This is a genomic window from Actinomadura sp. 9N407 (assembly GCF_044326315.1).
GTDB lineage: Bacteria > Actinomycetota > Actinomycetes > Streptosporangiales > Streptosporangiaceae > Spirillospora.
In genome coordinates this window covers 128,123-145,112 of record NZ_JBIRAW010000029.1, presented here as the reverse complement: position 1 = coordinate 145,112, position 16,990 = coordinate 128,123, and the positions used below count along the sequence as shown (strand labels likewise).

At 71.1% G+C, this 16,990-nt stretch carries 13 protein-coding genes; 8 read left to right on the top strand and 5 right to left on the bottom strand.

What is annotated here, in order from left to right; translation table 11 throughout:
• Nucleotides 1-205: 205 nt before the first annotated feature.
• On the bottom strand, nucleotides 206-766 hold the full coding sequence (locus ACH34Q_RS35125) for a DUF523 domain-containing protein (protein WP_395987458.1): 561 nt from the start codon (nucleotides 764-766) through the stop codon (nucleotides 206-208).
• A gap of 120 nt (nucleotides 767-886) precedes the next feature.
• Here ACH34Q_RS35125 and ctaD point away from each other — a divergent pair, with 120 nt between their 5' ends.
• The 4 genes from ctaD to ACH34Q_RS35105 all read left to right on the top strand — a co-directional run bounded on the left by ctaD (nucleotide 887) and on the right by ACH34Q_RS35105 (nucleotide 7,341).
• Nucleotides 887-2,530 (top strand): cytochrome c oxidase subunit I, encoded by a 1,644-nt coding sequence (gene ctaD / locus ACH34Q_RS35120; protein WP_395987457.1) that lies wholly within the window; start codon nucleotides 887-889, stop codon nucleotides 2,528-2,530.
• A 236-nt stretch (nucleotides 2,531-2,766) separates the two neighbouring features.
• Nucleotides 2,767-5,604 (top strand): nitrate- and nitrite sensing domain-containing protein, encoded by a 2,838-nt coding sequence (locus ACH34Q_RS35115; RefSeq protein ID WP_395987456.1) that lies wholly within the window; start codon nucleotides 2,767-2,769, stop codon nucleotides 5,602-5,604.
• Nucleotides 5,604-5,984 (top strand): DUF742 domain-containing protein, encoded by a 381-nt coding sequence (locus ACH34Q_RS35110; protein WP_395987455.1) that lies wholly within the window; start codon nucleotides 5,604-5,606, stop codon nucleotides 5,982-5,984. The genes ACH34Q_RS35115 and ACH34Q_RS35110 overlap by 1 nt, the downstream gene beginning before the upstream one ends.
• Entirely contained in the window at nucleotides 5,965-7,341 is a 1,377-nt protein-coding gene (locus tag ACH34Q_RS35105) for an ABC transporter substrate-binding protein (RefSeq protein WP_395987454.1), read from the top strand. The genes ACH34Q_RS35110 and ACH34Q_RS35105 overlap by 20 nt, the downstream gene beginning before the upstream one ends.
• 153 nt (nucleotides 7,342-7,494) lie before the next feature.
• Here the strand turns inward: ACH34Q_RS35105 and ACH34Q_RS35100 are convergent, their stop codons facing one another.
• The 3 genes from ACH34Q_RS35100 to ACH34Q_RS35090 form a co-directional block, all read right to left on the bottom strand.
• The gene (locus ACH34Q_RS35100) at nucleotides 7,495-8,316 is read right to left on the bottom strand and encodes an SDR family NAD(P)-dependent oxidoreductase (protein WP_395987453.1); all 822 of its coding nucleotides are present in this window, start codon (nucleotides 8,314-8,316) and stop codon (nucleotides 7,495-7,497) included.
• Between the two features lie 235 nt (nucleotides 8,317-8,551).
• Nucleotides 8,552-9,562, bottom strand: coding sequence for a diiron oxygenase (locus ACH34Q_RS35095; protein WP_395987452.1), 1,011 nt, complete (start codon nucleotides 9,560-9,562; stop codon nucleotides 8,552-8,554).
• A 62-nt stretch (nucleotides 9,563-9,624) separates the two neighbouring features.
• On the bottom strand, nucleotides 9,625-10,323 hold the full coding sequence (locus ACH34Q_RS35090; RefSeq protein WP_395987451.1) for a TetR/AcrR family transcriptional regulator: 699 nt from the start codon (nucleotides 10,321-10,323) through the stop codon (nucleotides 9,625-9,627).
• A 324-nt stretch (nucleotides 10,324-10,647) separates the two neighbouring features.
• Here ACH34Q_RS35090 and ACH34Q_RS35085 point away from each other — a divergent pair, with 324 nt between their 5' ends.
• Genes ACH34Q_RS35085 through ACH34Q_RS35070 form a run of 4 tightly spaced genes read left to right on the top strand, consistent with a single transcriptional unit; the run spans nucleotide 10,648 to nucleotide 15,743 of the window.
• On the top strand, nucleotides 10,648-11,445 hold the full coding sequence (locus ACH34Q_RS35085) for an ABC transporter ATP-binding protein (protein ID WP_395987450.1): 798 nt from the start codon (nucleotides 10,648-10,650) through the stop codon (nucleotides 11,443-11,445).
• Entirely contained in the window at nucleotides 11,442-13,946 is a 2,505-nt protein-coding gene (locus ACH34Q_RS35080) for an ABC transporter permease (RefSeq protein ID WP_395987449.1), read from the top strand. Before ACH34Q_RS35085 ends, ACH34Q_RS35080 begins: the two co-directional genes overlap by 4 nt.
• 48 nt (nucleotides 13,947-13,994) lie before the next feature.
• Complete coding sequence (locus tag ACH34Q_RS35075) at nucleotides 13,995-15,209, top strand: pyridoxal phosphate-dependent aminotransferase (RefSeq protein WP_395987448.1); 1,215 nt, start codon at nucleotides 13,995-13,997, stop codon at nucleotides 15,207-15,209.
• A gap of 60 nt (nucleotides 15,210-15,269) precedes the next feature.
• Entirely contained in the window at nucleotides 15,270-15,743 is a 474-nt protein-coding gene (locus ACH34Q_RS35070) for a pyridoxamine 5'-phosphate oxidase family protein (protein ID WP_395987447.1), read from the top strand.
• A 77-nt stretch (nucleotides 15,744-15,820) separates the two neighbouring features.
• Here the strand turns inward: ACH34Q_RS35070 and ACH34Q_RS35065 are convergent, their stop codons facing one another.
• The gene (locus ACH34Q_RS35065; protein WP_395987446.1) at nucleotides 15,821-16,969 is read right to left on the bottom strand and encodes a pyridoxal phosphate-dependent aminotransferase; all 1,149 of its coding nucleotides are present in this window, start codon (nucleotides 16,967-16,969) and stop codon (nucleotides 15,821-15,823) included.
• Nucleotides 16,970-16,990: the final 21 nt, after the last annotated feature.

Below are 16,990 nucleotides of genomic sequence, written 5' to 3'. Positions count from 1 at the left end.
GTTAAGCCCTTCAGCGCCGATGGTACTGCATGGGAGACTGTGTGGGAGAGTAGGACACCGCCGGACATATATTAAGGGAAAGGCCCCGCCAGAAATGGCGGGGCCTTTCTCATTTCACGACCCTTTTGCGCGCCCTTGATCATTCTTTACAGCCCTTTCCGCGGCCCTTCTGGGACACGGTCACGGCTCAAGGCGTTACGACAGCTCAGGGTGTTACGTCGGAACGTGCTTCCAGGCCGGCCAGGTGGGCTGCGGCGGCCGGCAACTCCTCCTCGGTGAAGACGCGGATTCCCGAGCGTTCCAGGAGTGTCGTCGTGATACCGGCGCCGGGTGTTCTGGTGCCGGAGAAGGTGCCGTCGTAGAGGCGGTGCTTGGCACAGGAGGGGCTGCCCTCCTTGAGGACGGCCATCCGGGCGCCGGCGCGTTCGGCGGCTTCGAGGGCCAGGCGGGCTCCCCGCACCAACTGCTCGGTGACGTCTTCACCGGTGTCGGTACGAACGCGGGCTGTGCCTTCTAGGACAGCTGTGCCCCCCAGGACAGCCGTGCCCCCCAGGACAGCCGTGCCGTCCAGGACGGCCGCGGCGTCGCCGTCGATCTCGGCGGGAGGACGCGGGGTGGAGAGGCCGCCCGATACCTCGGGGCAGAACGAGACGAGCCGTCCCTCGGCGCGCCAGCGTTCCATCAGGGCATCGTGCACCGGCTTGGCGGCGCCGTCGTAGCGGACGGGCCGTCCCAGCAGGCAGGCACTGACCAGAATGCGTTCCACGCCTTCCAGACTATGTCGCTTCCAGACCGTGTGGCGGGGGCCGGGCTATTGCGTCTGGTGGGGCGACGGCGAATAGTTGACGTGATCCCTTCCTTGACGTGATCCCGTAGGAGCGTCGGCATGGTCCTTCTCGGCCGCCCCGTACCCGAGGCGCCTCCCCGGGAGCGTCCCCAGGGGTCCGCGCTGGTGTCGTGGTTGACGACGACCGATCACAAGGTGATCGGTTACCTGTATCTGACCACCTCGTTCGTCTTCTTCCTGCTGGCCGGGCTGATGGCGATGGTGCTGCGGGCGGAGCTGGCCGAGCCGGGCCGGCAGTGGGTGAGCAACGAGCAGTACAACCAGATGTTCACCATTCACGGGACGGTGATGCTGCTGCTGTTCGCGACGCCGCTGTTCGTGGGGTTCGCGAACGTGATCATGCCGCTGCAGATCGGTGCTCCGGACGTGGCGTTCCCGCGGCTCAACATGTTCAGCTACTGGCTGTTCCTGTTCGGCGGGCTGATCGTGTTCTTCTCGTTCGTGGCGCCGGGCGGGGCGGCCAGCTTCGGCTGGACGGGATACACGCCGTTGTCGAGCGATCTGCGCTCGCCGGGCGTGGGCGGGGATCTGTGGATCATGGGGCTGGTGCTGTCCGGCCTCGGCACGATCCTGGGCGGCGTCAACTTCATCACCACGATCATCGGGATGCGGGCACCGGGCATGACGATGTTCCGGATGCCGATCTTCACCTGGAACATCCTGCTGACCAGCCTGCTGGTGCTGCTGGCCTTCCCGGTGCTGGCGGCGGCGCTGCTGGCACTGGAGTCGGACCGGCGGCTGGGATCGCACGTGTTCGACCCGGCCCTGGGCGGCGCGCTGCTCTGGCAGCATCTGTTCTGGTTCTTCGGCCATCCCGAGGTCTACATCATCGCGCTGCCGTTCTTCGGGATCATCACCGAGGTCATCCCGGTGTTCAGCCGCAAGCCGCTGTTCGGCTATCTCGGCATGGTCGGTGCGACGCTCCTCATCGCGGGGCTGTCGATGGTGGTGTGGGCGCACCACATGTTCGCCACCGGGCAGGTGCTGCTGCCGTTCTTCTCGTTCATGTCGTTCCTGATCGCGGTCCCTACCGGCATCAAGTTCTTCAACTGGGTCGGCACCATGTGGCGGGGAAAGATCACCATGGAGACGCCGATGCTGTTCTCGGTGGGTTTCCTGGTCACGTTCCTGTTCGGCGGGCTGACCGGGGTGATCCTGGCCTCTCCGCCGCTGGACTTCCACGTCACCGACTCCTATTTCGTGGTGGCACACTTCCATTACGTGGTGTTCGGCACGGTGGTGTTCGCGATGTTCGCGGGCTTCTACTTCTGGTGGCCGAAGATGACCGGGAAGATGATGAACGAGGCGCTCGGCAAGGTGCACTTCTGGTTCCTGTTCGTCGGCTTCCACATGACGTTCCTCGTCCAGCACTGGCTGGGAGCGGAGGGGATGCCGCGCCGGTACGCCGACTATCCGGAGGAGTTCACCGGGCTGAACCGCGTGTCGAGCCTCGGGGCCTTCATCCTGGGCGTCTCCACGCTGTTCTTCATCTACAACGTCTACCGGACGGCCCGGCACGCGCCCCGGGTCGCCGCCGACGACCCGTGGGGATTCGGTAACTCTCTGGAATGGGCGACGTCGTGCCCGCCGCCGCGGCACAACTTCACGTCGATCCCGCGGATCCGTTCCGAGCGTCCCGCGTTCGACCTGCACTTTCCGAAGCTTCCGGCGGACAAGCGGTAGGACTCGTGCCTTGATCCAGGGGCCCGCGCAAGTGCCCTGGTCCACATCCGGACTTGATCCTTTGTGCTAAAACCCGACCGCTTCGTCACGCAGAAGTAACAATCGTGGGCAGTGAGGCAATCGACACGAGTGTCTCGCGAGGATGCAGTAACGTTCTCAGACCATCGAGTGAGCTGGGTCACAGGAACGCGAGGGGACGCGATGAGCGTTGTCCGTGCCGCCGGCGTGGGCGCCTGATGGCCGGGCGCACGAGACCGGTCAAGGCGAGGCGGGTCAGGACGAGGCCGGTCAGGACGAGATCGGTCAGGTCGAGGATCGTCATCCTCCTGATCCTGCCGGTCACCGCGCTGGTCGCGCTGTGGGCGTTCGCCGCCGGCCAGTCGCTGCAGGACAGCCTGCGGCAGACGCGGGCGCGGACGTTCACCGAGAAGGTGCTCAAGCCGACCGACCAGATGATCGCGGCCCTGCAGGACGAGCGCCGCATGTCGCTGTCCTTCCTGGGCGACGACGCCACCATCGGACGGGCCGGGTTCGACGCGCAGCGCGCCGAGACCGACCGGACCCGCTCGCTGTTCGGCAGATCGGCGGCCGACGACGAGATCACGGGCGCGACCCGTCCGGCGACGCGGCAGCGGATGGCGCGGCTCGCCGGTTCCCTGGGCGGTCTGGAGGCGCTGCGCCGGTCGGTGGACGCGCGGACGCTCGACCGGCCCCAGGCGCTCGGCCGGTACACCGAGTACATCGAGCTCGCGGCCGAGATCTACGACGAAGTGCACTCGCTGGACCCCGCGCTGGTCCGCGACAACCGGATCCTCCGTACGCTGGAACGCGCCAGAGAGAATCTCTCCCGCGAGGACGCGCTGGTCACGGGCGCGCTGGCCGCCGGGCAGCTGAGCCAGGAGGAGCACCTGCAGCTGGTGCAGTTCGCCGGGGCGCACCGGTTCCTGTACGACGACGGCGCGCGCGGGCTGCCGTCCGCCGACCGGGCCCGGTACGAGCGGATCGTGTCCGGCCCGGAGTTCACCCGCTTCAAGGATCTCGAGAACCAGCTGATGCGCGGCGGCGCCACCGAGAAGCGGCCCGCCGTCGACATCGGCGCCTGGCACACCTCGACCGAGGCGGCCGACGCCCAGCTGGCCGAGCTGTCCAACACGATCCGTTCCGGCACCACCGCGCGCGCCCGGGCCGAGGCGAGCGGCGTGCTGCTGCGGCTCGGCCTGATGGGCGGGCTGGGACTGATCGCGGTCGTGGTGGCCATCGCCGTCGCGATCCAGGCCGGCCGCCGGCTGATCGCCGAGAGCCGCGGCATGGCCGCCACGGTGACCACGTTCGCGCACGACCGGCTACCGGAGATCAGGGAGCTGGCCAGGCAGGGCGAGCCCGTCCCCGAGGAGATCGCCGGCCAGGGCCTGGGCGGCGCGCCGGCCGGTCCGTTCCGGGTGACCGAGATCGCGCAGATCGACCACGCGTTCACCGAGGCCCGCCGGGCGGTCGTCCGGGCCGCCGAGGGCGAGGCCGCGGCGCACAAGCGGCTGAACGAGGTGTTCGTGACCCTCGCCCGCCGCAACCAGTCACTGCTGCAGCGGCTGCTGCGGATGCTGGAGGGGATGCAGCGCGCTACCGAGGACCCCGACGAGCTGCGCCGGCTGTTCGAGCTGGATTCACTGGCGACCCGGATGCGGCGGCACGCCGAGGGCCTGGTCATCCTGTCCGGGCGGCCCTCGGGCCGCAGCTGGCGCAACCCGGTAAGGCTGGTGGACGTGGCGCGCGCGGCGGTCTCCGAGGTGGAGGACTACGCCCGCGTCGAGGTCGTCCCGATGGGCCGTACCGCGCTGCGCGGCCCGGCCGTCGCCGACACCATCCATATGATGGCCGAGCTGATCGAGAACGCGGCGGCGTTCTCCCCGCCCAACACCCCGATCCGGGTGACCGGCCAGCAGGTCGCGCACGGCTTCGTGCTGGAGGTCGAGGACCGCGGGCTCGGCATCGACCCCGCGACCATGGACGACTTCAACCGGCTGCTGACCACCGACCCGGAGCTGGACCTGGACGACAGCGCCCGGCTCGGCCTGTTCGTCGTCGCCCGGCTGGCGGCACGGCACGGGATCAGGGTCACGCTGCGCGGCTCGCCCTATGGCGGGGTGATCGCCATCGCGCTGATCCCGCAGGACCTGGTGGTCGAGTCGGAGACGAGCCGTCCGGCCGTGATCGAGGCGGCCCCCACCGCCGAGCTTCCGCCCGCGCCGGCGGCCGCCGAGCTCGTCTCCGGGCCGCCCGTCCCCGGGCCTGGGCCTGGATCCGGCGAGCCGGTGCGGGCGCACGGGCCGACCGACGCGATCGGGCCGGTCGCGTATGCCGGCACGCCGCTGGCGGCGCCGACGCCTCCGTCCGAGCACCCGCCCACGCTGACGACCGGCGAGCTGCCCGTACGGCGCCGCCAGGCCAGCCTGGCACCTCAGCTCAGGAGGTCGGCGAAGGCGCGGCAGCAGGAGCAGGCCGTACCGGAGAACGAGCCCGCACCGCGCTCGCCGGAGGCCGCCCGCGACCTGATGGCCACGATGCAGCAGGGCTGGCGGCGCGGCCGGGAGGACACCGCGGGCGAACCTGGGTCCTCCGACTCGGGCCAGTTCGGCTCCGGACCGTCCGACTCGGGCCAGTCCGACATGGGCCAGTCCGACTCGGGCCAGTTCGGGTCCGGACCGTCCGACTCCGGTCGGTACGCCTCCGGACCGTCGGACTCGGGCCGGTACGCCTTCGGTCCCTCGGGTTCCGGCGAGCATGCCGCCGGTCAGTACCTGCCGGGTCCGCGCGACTCCGGCCAGCACGCTTCCGGACCGTCCGACTCGGGTCAGTACGCCTTCGGACAGCCCGAGCCGGGCCAGTACGAGCCGGGCCAGTACGAGCCGGGCCAGTACGAGCCCGGCCGGCGCGAGTCCGGTGAGCATGAGGCCGGCCGGTACGAGCGGGGCCGGCATGAGTTCGGTACGTACGGGCCAGGCTGGTACGACGCGGGCGAGGACGAGGCGGGTCCGAGCGAGGGCGGGCCCGGCGGGTCCGGGCCCGGCGGCGCGTGATGTCCAGCGGGGGACCGGACGACCTGTGGGTCGACGAGGACGCGGGACCGGTCGTCCGGCCGTTCGCGGTGACCCGGGGCCGGACCCGGCAGCGCGGCGGTGACCTCGATCTGATCGCGGTCCTGGTGACGGCCGAGGTCCCGATGCCGGAGCCCGCACTGCTGGGGCCTGAGGACGAGCGAATCCTGGAGTGCTGCCTCAACCCGCTGACGGTGGCGGAACTGGCCTCCGAACTGGCGCTGCCGGTGGGAGTGGTCCGGGTGCTGCTGGGCGATCTGGTGGAGCGCGGGCTGGTGGAAGTGCAGAAGCCGGTCGTCCAGGCCGGGCGCCCCGACGTGCGCATTCTCAAGGAAGTGATCGATGGTCTCCGAGCGCTCTGACAGGCCGCGTCCGTACCGGCCCCGTGCGGACCGGCCCCGTGCGGACCGGCCCCGTCCGGCGAGGTCGCGCCCGTACCGGACCCGGGGCAAGGCCATGGTCGCCGGGGCCGCCCTGCTGGCGCTGGTGGCGGCGGGCTGCGGCGGCGCGGGCGAGGACGGGGCGGGCGAGCCGGTCCCGGGAATCACCGAGGCGCCGTGCCCGAAGCCGGTGAACAAGGAACACGGCTGCATCTACCTGGGGACGATCTCCGACCTCACCGCCGGCCCGTTCAGGCTGCTGGGCGGCCCGCTGACCCGGGCGCAGCAGGCGTTCTGGGACCGGGTCAACAAGGACGGCGGTATCGGCGGGTACGACATCGACGTCCGGACCTACGTCCGCGACAACAAGTACGATCCCGCGACGCACCGCCGCGCCTACCTGGAGATCAAGGACAAGGTGCTGGCGCTGGCGCAGAGCCTGGGGTCGCCGACGACCGGCGCGATCCTGAACGATCTGCGCGCGAACCGGATGATCGCGGTGCCCGCGTCCTACCCCTCCAAGTGGGAGTTCGAGAACGTCATCCTGGAGGCCGGGGCGTCGTACTGCTTCGAGGCCATGAACGCCGTCGACTACGCCGTCGACAATTTCAAGGCCGAGAGCGCGATGGCGATCTACTTCCCCGGGGACTACGGCGGCGACGCGGCGGCGGGCGCGAAGATCGCCGCGAACGCGCGCGGCCTGAGCTACGCGGAACTGCCGACCAAGCAGGGCGCGGACGGGCAGGAGGCCGCGATCGCGGCCATCCTGGAGCGCAAGCCGGACGTGGTGGTGCTGACGACCGGGCCGGTCGAGGCCGCGACGATCGTGGCGAAGACCGTCCAGGCCGGGTTCCAGGGCCAGTTCATGGGCAGCAACCCGACGTGGGGCAAGGACATGCTGCGCGCGCCGTCGTTCCCCGTGATGAAGGCGAAGTTCTGGTACGTCGCGCCCTGGAAGCCGTTCGCGTACGACTCGCCGGGCAACACCGCCATGCGGCAGGCGGTCGGGCGGGTGGAGCCGGACGACAGCTACGCCACCGGCTGGATCACCTCGTACGCGCTCCAGACGGTGCTGGAGAAGGCGGCGGCGAACAAGAACCTGACCAGGGACGGCGTGTACGAGGCGCTCGGCCAGGTCACCACGGTGGACTACGAGGGGATGCTGCCCGCGCAGGCCGGCAACTTCTCCGGTACCCCGAACTCGGCGGCGTTCCGGCAGTCGGTGATGTCGCGGCCCGACGAGCGGGAGTACACCGGCACGAGGGTGATCACGGACTTCTACGCGGGGCCCACAGCCAGGAACCACCGGCTCGATACGCCCTGCTACAACCCGAAGTGACGGCAGGGACGGCCGGCGCGCAGGGCGCCGGCCGTCCCACTGCCAGTGCAGATAGGGCCAGTGTTGATCGTGCCGGTGCTGTTCAGGCCGGTGCAGACCGGGCCAATGCAGACCGGGCCGTGCAGACCGGGCCGGTGCTGACCGGCCCGGTGGTCAGCTCTTGTCGGCGCGGATGCGGTCGACGGCGATCTGCGCGACCCGTACGGCCGCGCCCGGGTTGAGGCGGACGCCGCGCCAGGCGATGCGGCCGTGCGCGGGGGCGACGATGAGCGCCTGGTTCCTGCGGACGCCGCGCATGACGTCGCGGGCCAGCTTCTCGGCGGTGTAGAGCCGCGGGGACGCCTTGGCGATGTCGTTCTTGGCGTCGCCGCTCATCGGTGTCTCGGGCAGGTCCGGGTTGACGTTGGTCAGCAGCGGGGTGTCGACGAAGCTGGGGCACACGACGCTGACCTTGACGCCCCGGCCGGCGGCCTCGGCGCGCAGGCCGAGGGACAGGCCCACGACCGCGTGCTTGGTGGCGGTGTAGGGGATGCCGATCGGCATCGGGACCAGCCCGGCCAGCGAGGCGGTGTTGACGATGTGCCCGGAGCCCTGCTCCAGCATGATCGGGTACGCGGCGTGCACGCCGTGCACCACGCCCTTGAGGTTGATGTCGATCGCGCGGTTCCAGTGGTCGAGGGTGAGCTCCTCGGCCAGCCCGCCGATCGCGATCCCGGCGTTGTTGAACACCAGGTCGAGCCGGCCGTGCTCGTCCCGTACCGCGCGGTAGGCCTCGGCCACCGCGGCGGCGTCGGTCACGTCCAGCCGGGCCGCGGTGGCCTTGCCGCGGCCGAGCGTGTTGAGCCGGTCGGCGACCTTGCCGGCGCCGCCCTCGTCGATGTCGGTGACGACCACGGTGTCGCCGCGGGCCACCAGGGACGTGGCGATCGCCCGGCCGATGCCGGATGCGCCTCCGGTCACGATCGCAATGCTCATCGCTCGCTCCGCTCCGCGTATTGGATGGTCTGTGTAATTGCGCTGAGAGTCTAGGGCCGGGCACGTCCGGTTGAACAGCCGCCCGGGCAACAGACCCGGCCCGCCCGATGCTCACATTCGGGCGGGCCGGGACGGCGTCGCTCGGCCTCGGGCCGCTTCGATCCGGGCAGCCGATCCCGGGAGCCGATCCGGGCAGCCGATCCAGGCAGCCGGTTCAGGCCGGGGTCGAGCCGGTTCAGGCGGCCTTGGCGGTACGGGTCGTGCGGGCGGTGCGGCGGGCCTTCGGCTCGTCCCAGATGCCGAGCACCTTCCACAGCCGCCGGTTGACCGGGGTGATCAGGTCCAGCTCGGCCAGCAGGTCGCGGACCTTGCCGACCGAGTCGCTGACCTCGTCCATGTGGGCGCCGTCCTTGTACGCCTCGCGGACGACCTCCGGGGGGATGGCGAAGTGCTTGACCATCGGTCCGGGCGGGGAGAGCATGATCCGCGCCATCCAGCCGAGGATCAGCGGCGAGACGAAGCCGATGGCGCGCCGCCGGCCCTTGGTCAGGTTCGGGACCCGGTGCTTGAGGTAGTGCCGGGCGAACGAGATGTGCCGGGCCTCCTCGGCGATGTGGATCTTCATGATCATCTGCTCGAGCGGGTGCTTGATGTGCCCGCCCTTGAGGTTCTTGCGCTGGACGTAGTCGATCGGGTCCTCGCCGCCGAGCACGAAGATGAAGAACAGCTCCGTGTTGACCAGCGGGATCCACGGCGCGACCTGCGCGATCATGGTCAGTGCCTTGGGCATGCCGCGGACGGGCAGCTTGGACCGGTTCACGAACTCCTGGAACATCATGCCGTGATGGCATTCCTCGGTCGTCTCGTGGTAGACGTACCGGAACTCGGGCCGCCCGTTGGGCAGCCAGTAGGCGTAGTTGAGCAGCCCGCGCTTGAGCAGGTTCTCGAACTGCAGGCCGATCTTCATGGCGGTGGCCACCCGCCACAGGCCGATCTGCGCCTGGACCTCCTCGGGCTGCGACCGGTACCACTCGGTCCGGCCGAGCTGGTCGAGATCGCCCAGGATCCAGCGCGGGTCCTTGGGGTCGATCGCGAGGTCGGGGTCGTCCCAGGGGATGTCGGCGTACGCCTCCCAGTGCTTCTCGACCGACGCCTTGTTGAGGCGGTCGATGACACCGAGGTAGGAGCTGCGGTCCTTGACCTGCTCGCGGACTTCCTCGGCGAGTTCGGTGGGGGCTTTGGTCATGTCGGGCGCTCCCTCGGAGTCGTACAGGGGTCGTGCAGGGGGATGTGCAGGATGTGCGGAGATCAGGAGGCGGGGGTGGGGGAGGGGGTGGGGGTGGCGCGCGGTAGGGCGCCGGTGTCGGGGATGAGCAGCCGGGCGAAGTCCTTGAGCTGCGCCAGCACGGCCGCCTGATGGCCGTTGGCGTCGCCGTCGAGCGAGTTCTGCAGCGACAGCCCGACCAGCAGGGCGAACAGGCCGCGGATCAGGGTGTCCACGAGGTCCTCGGGGAGGGTCTCGGGGAACAGGTCATGGAAGACCTCCTTGACGATCTGCACGACGCGCTCGCTCAGATCGACGCTGAGGCCGCGCAGGTCCTCGTCGGTACGTCCGGCCAGGGCCAGTTCGAGGAGCGCCATGGCGGGCGGCTTCCGGAGCGTCTCCCAGAACAGGTCGAGCGCCGCGGCGACATCGCGCCGGTCGTGCGGCAGCGCGGCGAACGACTGCTCGTACTCGGACCTGAGCCGGTCGAGCAGGTGCTCCAGCGCGGCGGCCACCAGCGCCATCTTCGTCGGGTAGTGGTGCTGCTGCGCGCCGCGCGAGACCCCGGCGCGCCGTGACACCTCGGTCGTCGACAGCCCGGACCAGCCGAGGTCGGCCAGCGCGTCCGCGGTCGCGTCGAGCAGCCGCCGCTGGGTCTCGGTGCGGCGCTGGACCTGGGTGCGCCGCCCGCCGTGCCGGCGGTGGTGCCGCCGCCGGTCACCGCCCGCGCCTCTCGCGGTCACGCCTCTCGCTGTCACACCTCGACGGTACGAGCGCGGATACAAGCAAGCAAGCCTGCTTGTATGTTGCGCGCATCACAATTGGACGCCGTGTCTGATTGATCTTGAACCGCTTGATCTCGGACCGCTGGTCTCGGACCGCTTGATCTTGAACTGCTGGATCTCAGACTGCTTGATCTCGAACTGCTGGATCTTGGGGTCTTGATCGTGGCCTTGCCCGTACGCCCCGGGGTGTACGGGCTTCGCGCGCGCTGCGCCTCAGGATGCAGCCGGAGTGACGCTCCTCACCCGACGACGCGGGGCATATCGCGGGCCCACGATCCCCGCATGGCAGAGACAGCACGTACACAGGCGCAGTCACACGCACACCAACGAGCACACGGAGGAGAGGCCCCGGTCGGCGGCGCGCGCACCGTCCGGCTGAGCAAGAGGTACGGGACGGGGGACACGGCGGTGCGCGCGCTGGAGGAGGTGACCGTGGCGTTCCCGCCCGGCCGCTTCACGGCGATCATGGGTCCGTCCGGGGCCGGGAAGTCGACGCTCATGCATTGCGTCGCGGGCCTGGAGGCACCTTCCTCCGGCCAGGTCTTCGTCGGCGGCCAGGAGCTGGGCACGCTCTCGGACCGGGCGCTCACGCGGCTGCGGCGCGAACGCGTCGGGTTCGTGTTCCAGTCGTTCAACCTGCTCCCCACGCTCACCGCGCGCGACAACATCACGCTCCCCCTGACCCTGGCCGGGAAGGGACCCGACCGGGAGCGGCTGGACACGGTGGTCCGGATCCTGCGGCTCGGCGACCGGCTGTCGCACCGCCCGGCGGAGCTGTCGGGCGGGCAGCGGCAGCGGGTCGCGCTGGCCCGCGCGCTGGTCACCCGGCCGGAGATCGTGTTCGCGGACGAGCCCACCGGCAACCTCGACTCCCGGAGCGGGAGCGACGTGCTCGGGCTGCTCCGGGCGGCGGTGGACGATCTGGGGCAGACGGTCGCGATGGTCACCCATGACCCGGTCGCGGCGGCGCACGCCGACGCGGTGGTCTTCCTGGCCGACGGCCGGGTGGTCGACCTCATGCCGGAACCGACCGCGGCCGGCGTCCTGGACCGCATCAGGGAACTGGGGGACCGGTCATGATCGGGCTGGCGGCCAAGGAGCTGTGGGGGCGGCGGCGCCGGCTGGCGGGCTCGCTGGTGGCGGTGTTCCTGGGCGTGTCGTTCCTGACCGGGACGCTCGTGCTGGGGGACACGCTCTCGGCGAGCCTGGACGGCTACTTCTCGCGTGCGTACGCCGACACCGACGTCACCGTACGGAACGCGACCCGCGTGACCGAGAGCCCCGGGCAGCTGCGCGGGGAGATCGACGCGTCGGCGGTCGAGCGGGCCCGGCGGGTACCGGGCGCGGCGAACGTCCAGCCCGTGGTGCAGGGCTCCGGCCAGCTGCTCCGCGCCGACGGGACGGTCATCGACGCGCGCGGCCCGCGGCTGGCGGGCAACTGGATCGAGGACCCGGCGCTCAACCCGTACCGGGTCGTCGAGGGCCGCGCCCCGAACGCGCCGGACGAGGTCGTGATCAACCGCCGGTTCGCCACGGACGGCGGGCTGCGGGTCGGCGACCGTACGGCGGTGCTGACGCCGCGGAAGGTCCCGGTACGGGTCGTCGGCATCACGAAGTTCGGGGACGAGGACGCCTTCGGGGAGACCTCGTTCACGGCGTTCTCGCTGGAAGGTGCACAGCGCCACGTCCAGCGTGATCCCGGGCGCGTCACCGGTGTGCTGATCCGGGCGGCGGACGGGACGAGCCAGGACGAGCTGGCCGCCCGCGTCCGTCTCGTGCTGCCCGCCGGCGCCGAGGCCGTGACCGGCAGGACGCTGGCACAGGAGGGGCTCGACCTCGTGCAGGGCGGCTTCATCAGCACGTTCCGTGCGGGGCTGGCGGCGTTCGGGCTGGTGGCGCTGCTGGTGGCGGCGTTCAGCATCCACAACACCTTCGCGATCACGCTGGCGCAGCGCACCCGCGAGTCCGCGCTGCTGCGGGCGGTCGGTGCCTCGCGGCGCCAGCTGCTCGGGCTGGCGGCGGCCGAGGCCCTGGTGGTCGGGGCCGTGGCCACGCTCGCCGGGCTGGCGGGCGGGATCGGCTGCGCGGCGCTGCTGAAGCTGCTGTTCTCCGGTTTCGGGATGGGCCTGCCGGCGCAAGGGCTGGTGTTCACCGCGGCCACCGCGCTGATCGTCGTGCCGGTCGGGGTGGTCGTCACGCTGCTGGCGGCGCTGCCGCCGGCCGTACGGGCGTCCCGGGTCGCGCCGATGGCCGCGCTCCGCGAGACCTCGCGGGATGGCGCCGCACCTTCGGTCCCGCGCGTCCTGACCGGGATCGCGCTGGCCGCCGTCGCCGCCGGCGCGGTGATCACCGGTGCGCTGATCGGCTCGCTCACGGTGACGGGCGTCGGCGCCGTGATGGCGCTGGCCGTCATGGTGATGCTCGGCCCGGCCGCCGCCCGGCCCGCCGCTGCCGCCATGGGCGGCCCGGCCGCGCGGCTGCGCGGTGCGGCGGGACGGCTCGCGCGTGACAACGCCGCCCGCAACCCGCGCCGGACGTCCGGCGCCGCGACCGCGCTCATGGTCGGTGTCGGGGTGGTCACGCTGCTGACCGTGTTCGTCGGGTCGATGCGCGCGTCGCTGGAGGACGGCGTCGCGGGATCGTTCTCCGGCGGGCTCGTCATCAACGGCGGGACCAACGAGTCCGGCGGCTTCAGCCCCTCCCTGGCCGACGAGGCCGCCCGGCTTCCGCAGGTCGCGGGCGCCGCGGGGCTGGGCCAGGGCAGCGCGCGGCTGGACGGGAGGAACGCCGACGTCCGCGTCGGCGACCCGTCCCGGCTGGGGCGGGTCCTGGACCTGGACGTCACCGCCGGGCGGCTCGCGGAGAACCTCGCGGTCTCGGCGGAGACGGCCGCCGAGCGCGGCTGGAAGGTCGGCACGGCGGTGCCCGTCACGTACTCCGACGGCTCCCGGCAGACCCTCGCGGTCGGCGCGATCTACCGCAGGGCCGATGTCGCCGGGGACTACCTCGTCCCCCGTACGGCCTGGAACGTCCACAACCGGCAATCCCTGGACGGTGTCGCGTTCGTGAAGCTGCGGCCGGGCGCCTCGGAGACGGACGTCCAGCGCGCGATCACCGAGCTGGCCCGGCCGCACGGCGCGCCGCCCGTTCAGGACCGGGACGCCTACGTGGCCGCGCAGACCGCGGACATGGCCGCCTTCCTGGGCATCGTGTATGGGATGCTCGCGCTGGCGATCGTGATCGCGCTGCTCGGCATCGCCAACACGCTGGCGCTGTCGGTCCATGAGCGGACCCGCGAGCTGGGCCTGCTGCGCGCCGTCGGCGCCACTCGTCCGCAGGTCAGGTCGATGGTGCGGTGGGAATCGGTGATCGTGGCGCTGTTCGGTACGGCCGGCGGCGCCGGGCTCGGGCTGTTCCTGGGCTGGGGACTGACCCGTACCTTGGACGACCCGTTCGCGGCACCGCCCCTGCAGCTGGGACTGATCGTCCTGGTGGGCGCGGCGGCCGGGGTGCTCGCCGCGATCCGGCCGGCCCGGCGGGCCGCAGCGCGCGGCGTCCTGGAATCGATCGCGGCCCCGTGAGCGGCGGGCGGCGGAATACTTCCCGATCGTCGCGGATAGGGTTCGTCCATGCAGGTCAATCAGTCGAGCAAGCTCAGTAACGTCTGCTACGACATCCGGGGGCCGGTCCTGAAGCGGGCCAAGCAACTGGAGGCCGAGGGGCAGCGCATCCTCAAGCTGCACATCGGCAACCCGGCCCCCTTCGGCTTCGAGGCCCCGGCCGAACTGCTCCAGGACATGGTGCTCAACCTGCCCGAGGCGCACGGCTACAGCGATTCCAAGGGGATCCTGCCGGCCCGCCGCGCCGTCGTGCAGCGGTACCAGGAGCAGGGACTGACCGGGGTGGACGTGGAGGACGTCTACCTGGGCAACGGCGTGTCGGAGCTGATCGTGATGACGCTCCAGGCACTGCTCGACAACGGCGACGAGGTGCTGATCCCGGCCCCCGACTACCCGCTCTGGACGGCCGGGGTCTCGCTGTGCGGCGGGACGCCCGTGCACTACCTGTGCGACGAGGCCGAGGACTGGTCGCCGTCGCTGGAGGACATCGAGGCGAAGATCACCGACCGCACCCGGGCGATCGTGATCATCAATCCGAACAACCCGACCGGCGCCGTCTACCCGCGCGCGGTGCTGGAGCGGATCGTCGAGGTCGCCCGCCGCCGCAACCTGATCATCTTCGCCGACGAGATCTACGACCGGATCCTGTACGACGGCGCCGAGCACGTCTCGATCGGCTCGCTGGCCCCCGACCTGCTGTGCCTGACGTTCGGCGGGCTGTCCAAGAACTACCGGGTCGCGGGCTTCCGCTCCGGCTGGGTCGTGCTGTCGGGGCCGACCGAGCACGCCGAGTCCTACATCGAGGGCCTGGACATCCTGGCCAACATGCGGCTGTGCCCCAACGTCCCCGGCCAGCACGCGATCCAGGCCGCGCTCGGCGGCTACCAGAGCATCGACGACCTGGTGCTCCCCACCGGGCGGCTCGGCGAGCAGCGCGACCGCGCCTGGAAGCTGCTGAACGACATCCCCGGCGTGAGCTGCGCCAAGCCGAAGGGCGCGCTGTACGTCTTCCCGCGCCTGGACCCGGAGATGTACCCGATCGACGACGATGTCCAGTTCGCCTTCGATCTGCTGGAGCAGCAGCGGATCCTGATCGTCCAGGGCACCGGGTTCAACTGGCCCGACACCGACCACTTCCGGGTGGTGACCCTGCAGTACGCCGATGATCTCGATGAGGCGATCGGCCGGATCGGGGACTTCCTGGAGACCCGCCGGCGATCCTGACGGGCCACCCGCGTGAGACCGGCCGCGTGAGACCGGTCGATCGCGGGAAGGACCCCGATCATGAACACACCTGCCGGAGCGGACCCGTCCGACCGTCCCGTCTCGGACCGTCCCAGCTCCGCCCGTCCCGTACTGGAGGAGCTGGACAGCCAGGAGTGCCTGGAGCTGATCTCGCCGGGCGGCGTCGGGCGGGTCGCCTTCGACGACGGCGAGGGACCCGCCGTCATCCCGGTGAACTACACCGTGGACGGGCAGGCGGTGGTCTTCCGCACCAGCCTGGAAGGACGGCTCAACCAGAGCCTGGCCACCGTCCTCACCGGCGCGGCGGTCCGGATCGCGTTCCAGGTCGACCGGATCGACGAGCAGCGGCACGAGGGCTGGAGCGTGCTGCTGCGCGGCGGCGGCCAGCACCTGCCCGACCACGAGCGGCCGACGGGTGCCACCGTCGAGCCGTGGCCGGGCGGCGACCGTCCCGTCTACATCCGGGTCGAGCCGCAGGAGATCTCCGGCCGCCGCCTCGTCCATGCCGGCTGACGTCCCCAGGGTCGACTCGTGGCGTGTTCGCCTTTCGGTGGGGCGGAATTGGGCGAACACGCCACGAGTCAACGGGGTCAGCGGCAGCGGATGATGCGGTCCAGGCCTTCCAGGAGGTCTTCGGTGGCGGTGGCCAGGGAGAGGCGGATCCAGCCTTCGCCGTGCGGGCCGAAGGTAGTTCCGGGGGCGACCGCGACGTGCTCCTCCTGCAGCAGCCGGACGGCCCATGCGGTCACGTCGTCACCGCACCGGTCGGACACGTTCAGCCACAGGTAGAAGGCACCTTCGGGACGCAGGTACGGCAGGCCGGCCTTGTCGAGCACCGCCGTGGCGGCCTCGCGCCGTTCGCGGTACGCGTCGCGCGCGGTGACCGTCTGCTCCTGCGGCCCGTTCAGCGCCGCGAGCGCGCCGTACTGGGCGGGTGCGTTCACGCACGCCACCAGCGGCTCCTGCAGCTTGGCGCACACGGGCGCCAGCTGCGGCGGAGCGAGCAGGTAGCCGACGCGCATCCCGGTCATCGCGTAGGTCTTGGAAAAGCTGAAGCAGCTGATGACGCGGTCGTCGGTGTCGAACGTGGCGGGGCTGACGTGCGGCCCGTCGAAGGTGATCTCCTCGTAGCACTCGTCCGAGAGCAGCCACAGATCGTGCTCGCGGGCGAACGCGACCAGCCGTTCCACGGTCTCGCCGGGCAGCACGGTCCCGAGCGGGTTGGACGGCGAGTTCACTATGATCGCGCGGGTCCGCGGCGTGATCAGCCGGGCCAGATCGGCGAGGTCGGGCTGGAAGCCGTTCTCCGGCCGCAGCTCGTACCGGACCGGGACGCCCTGCAGCAGCTGGACGATCATGTTGAAGTTGGGCCAGCCCGGGTCCGGGATCAGGACCTCGTCGCCGGCGCTGACCACCGAGCTCATCCCGAGCTGGATGGCCTGCATGCCCCCGGCAGACACGATGACCCGATCGGTCGTCGCGGACGCGATGCCGTTGCGCTCGCGCAGCTTGGCGGCGATCGCCTCGCGCAGCTCGGTCACCCCGGCGTTGGGCACGTACCGGGTGAGGCCCTGGGTGTAGGCGTCCGCCGCCGCGTCCAGGACGTGCTTCGGCGTGGCGAAACTGGGCTCGCCCACGTGCAGCCCGATGACCGGGTCCGGCAGCCGCCAGGCCATGTCCATGATCGCGCGGATCCCGGACCGGGGCATCCCCTCGGCGTTCGGTGCGATGGTCGGCATCAGGCCTCCTTGCTTGCGGGC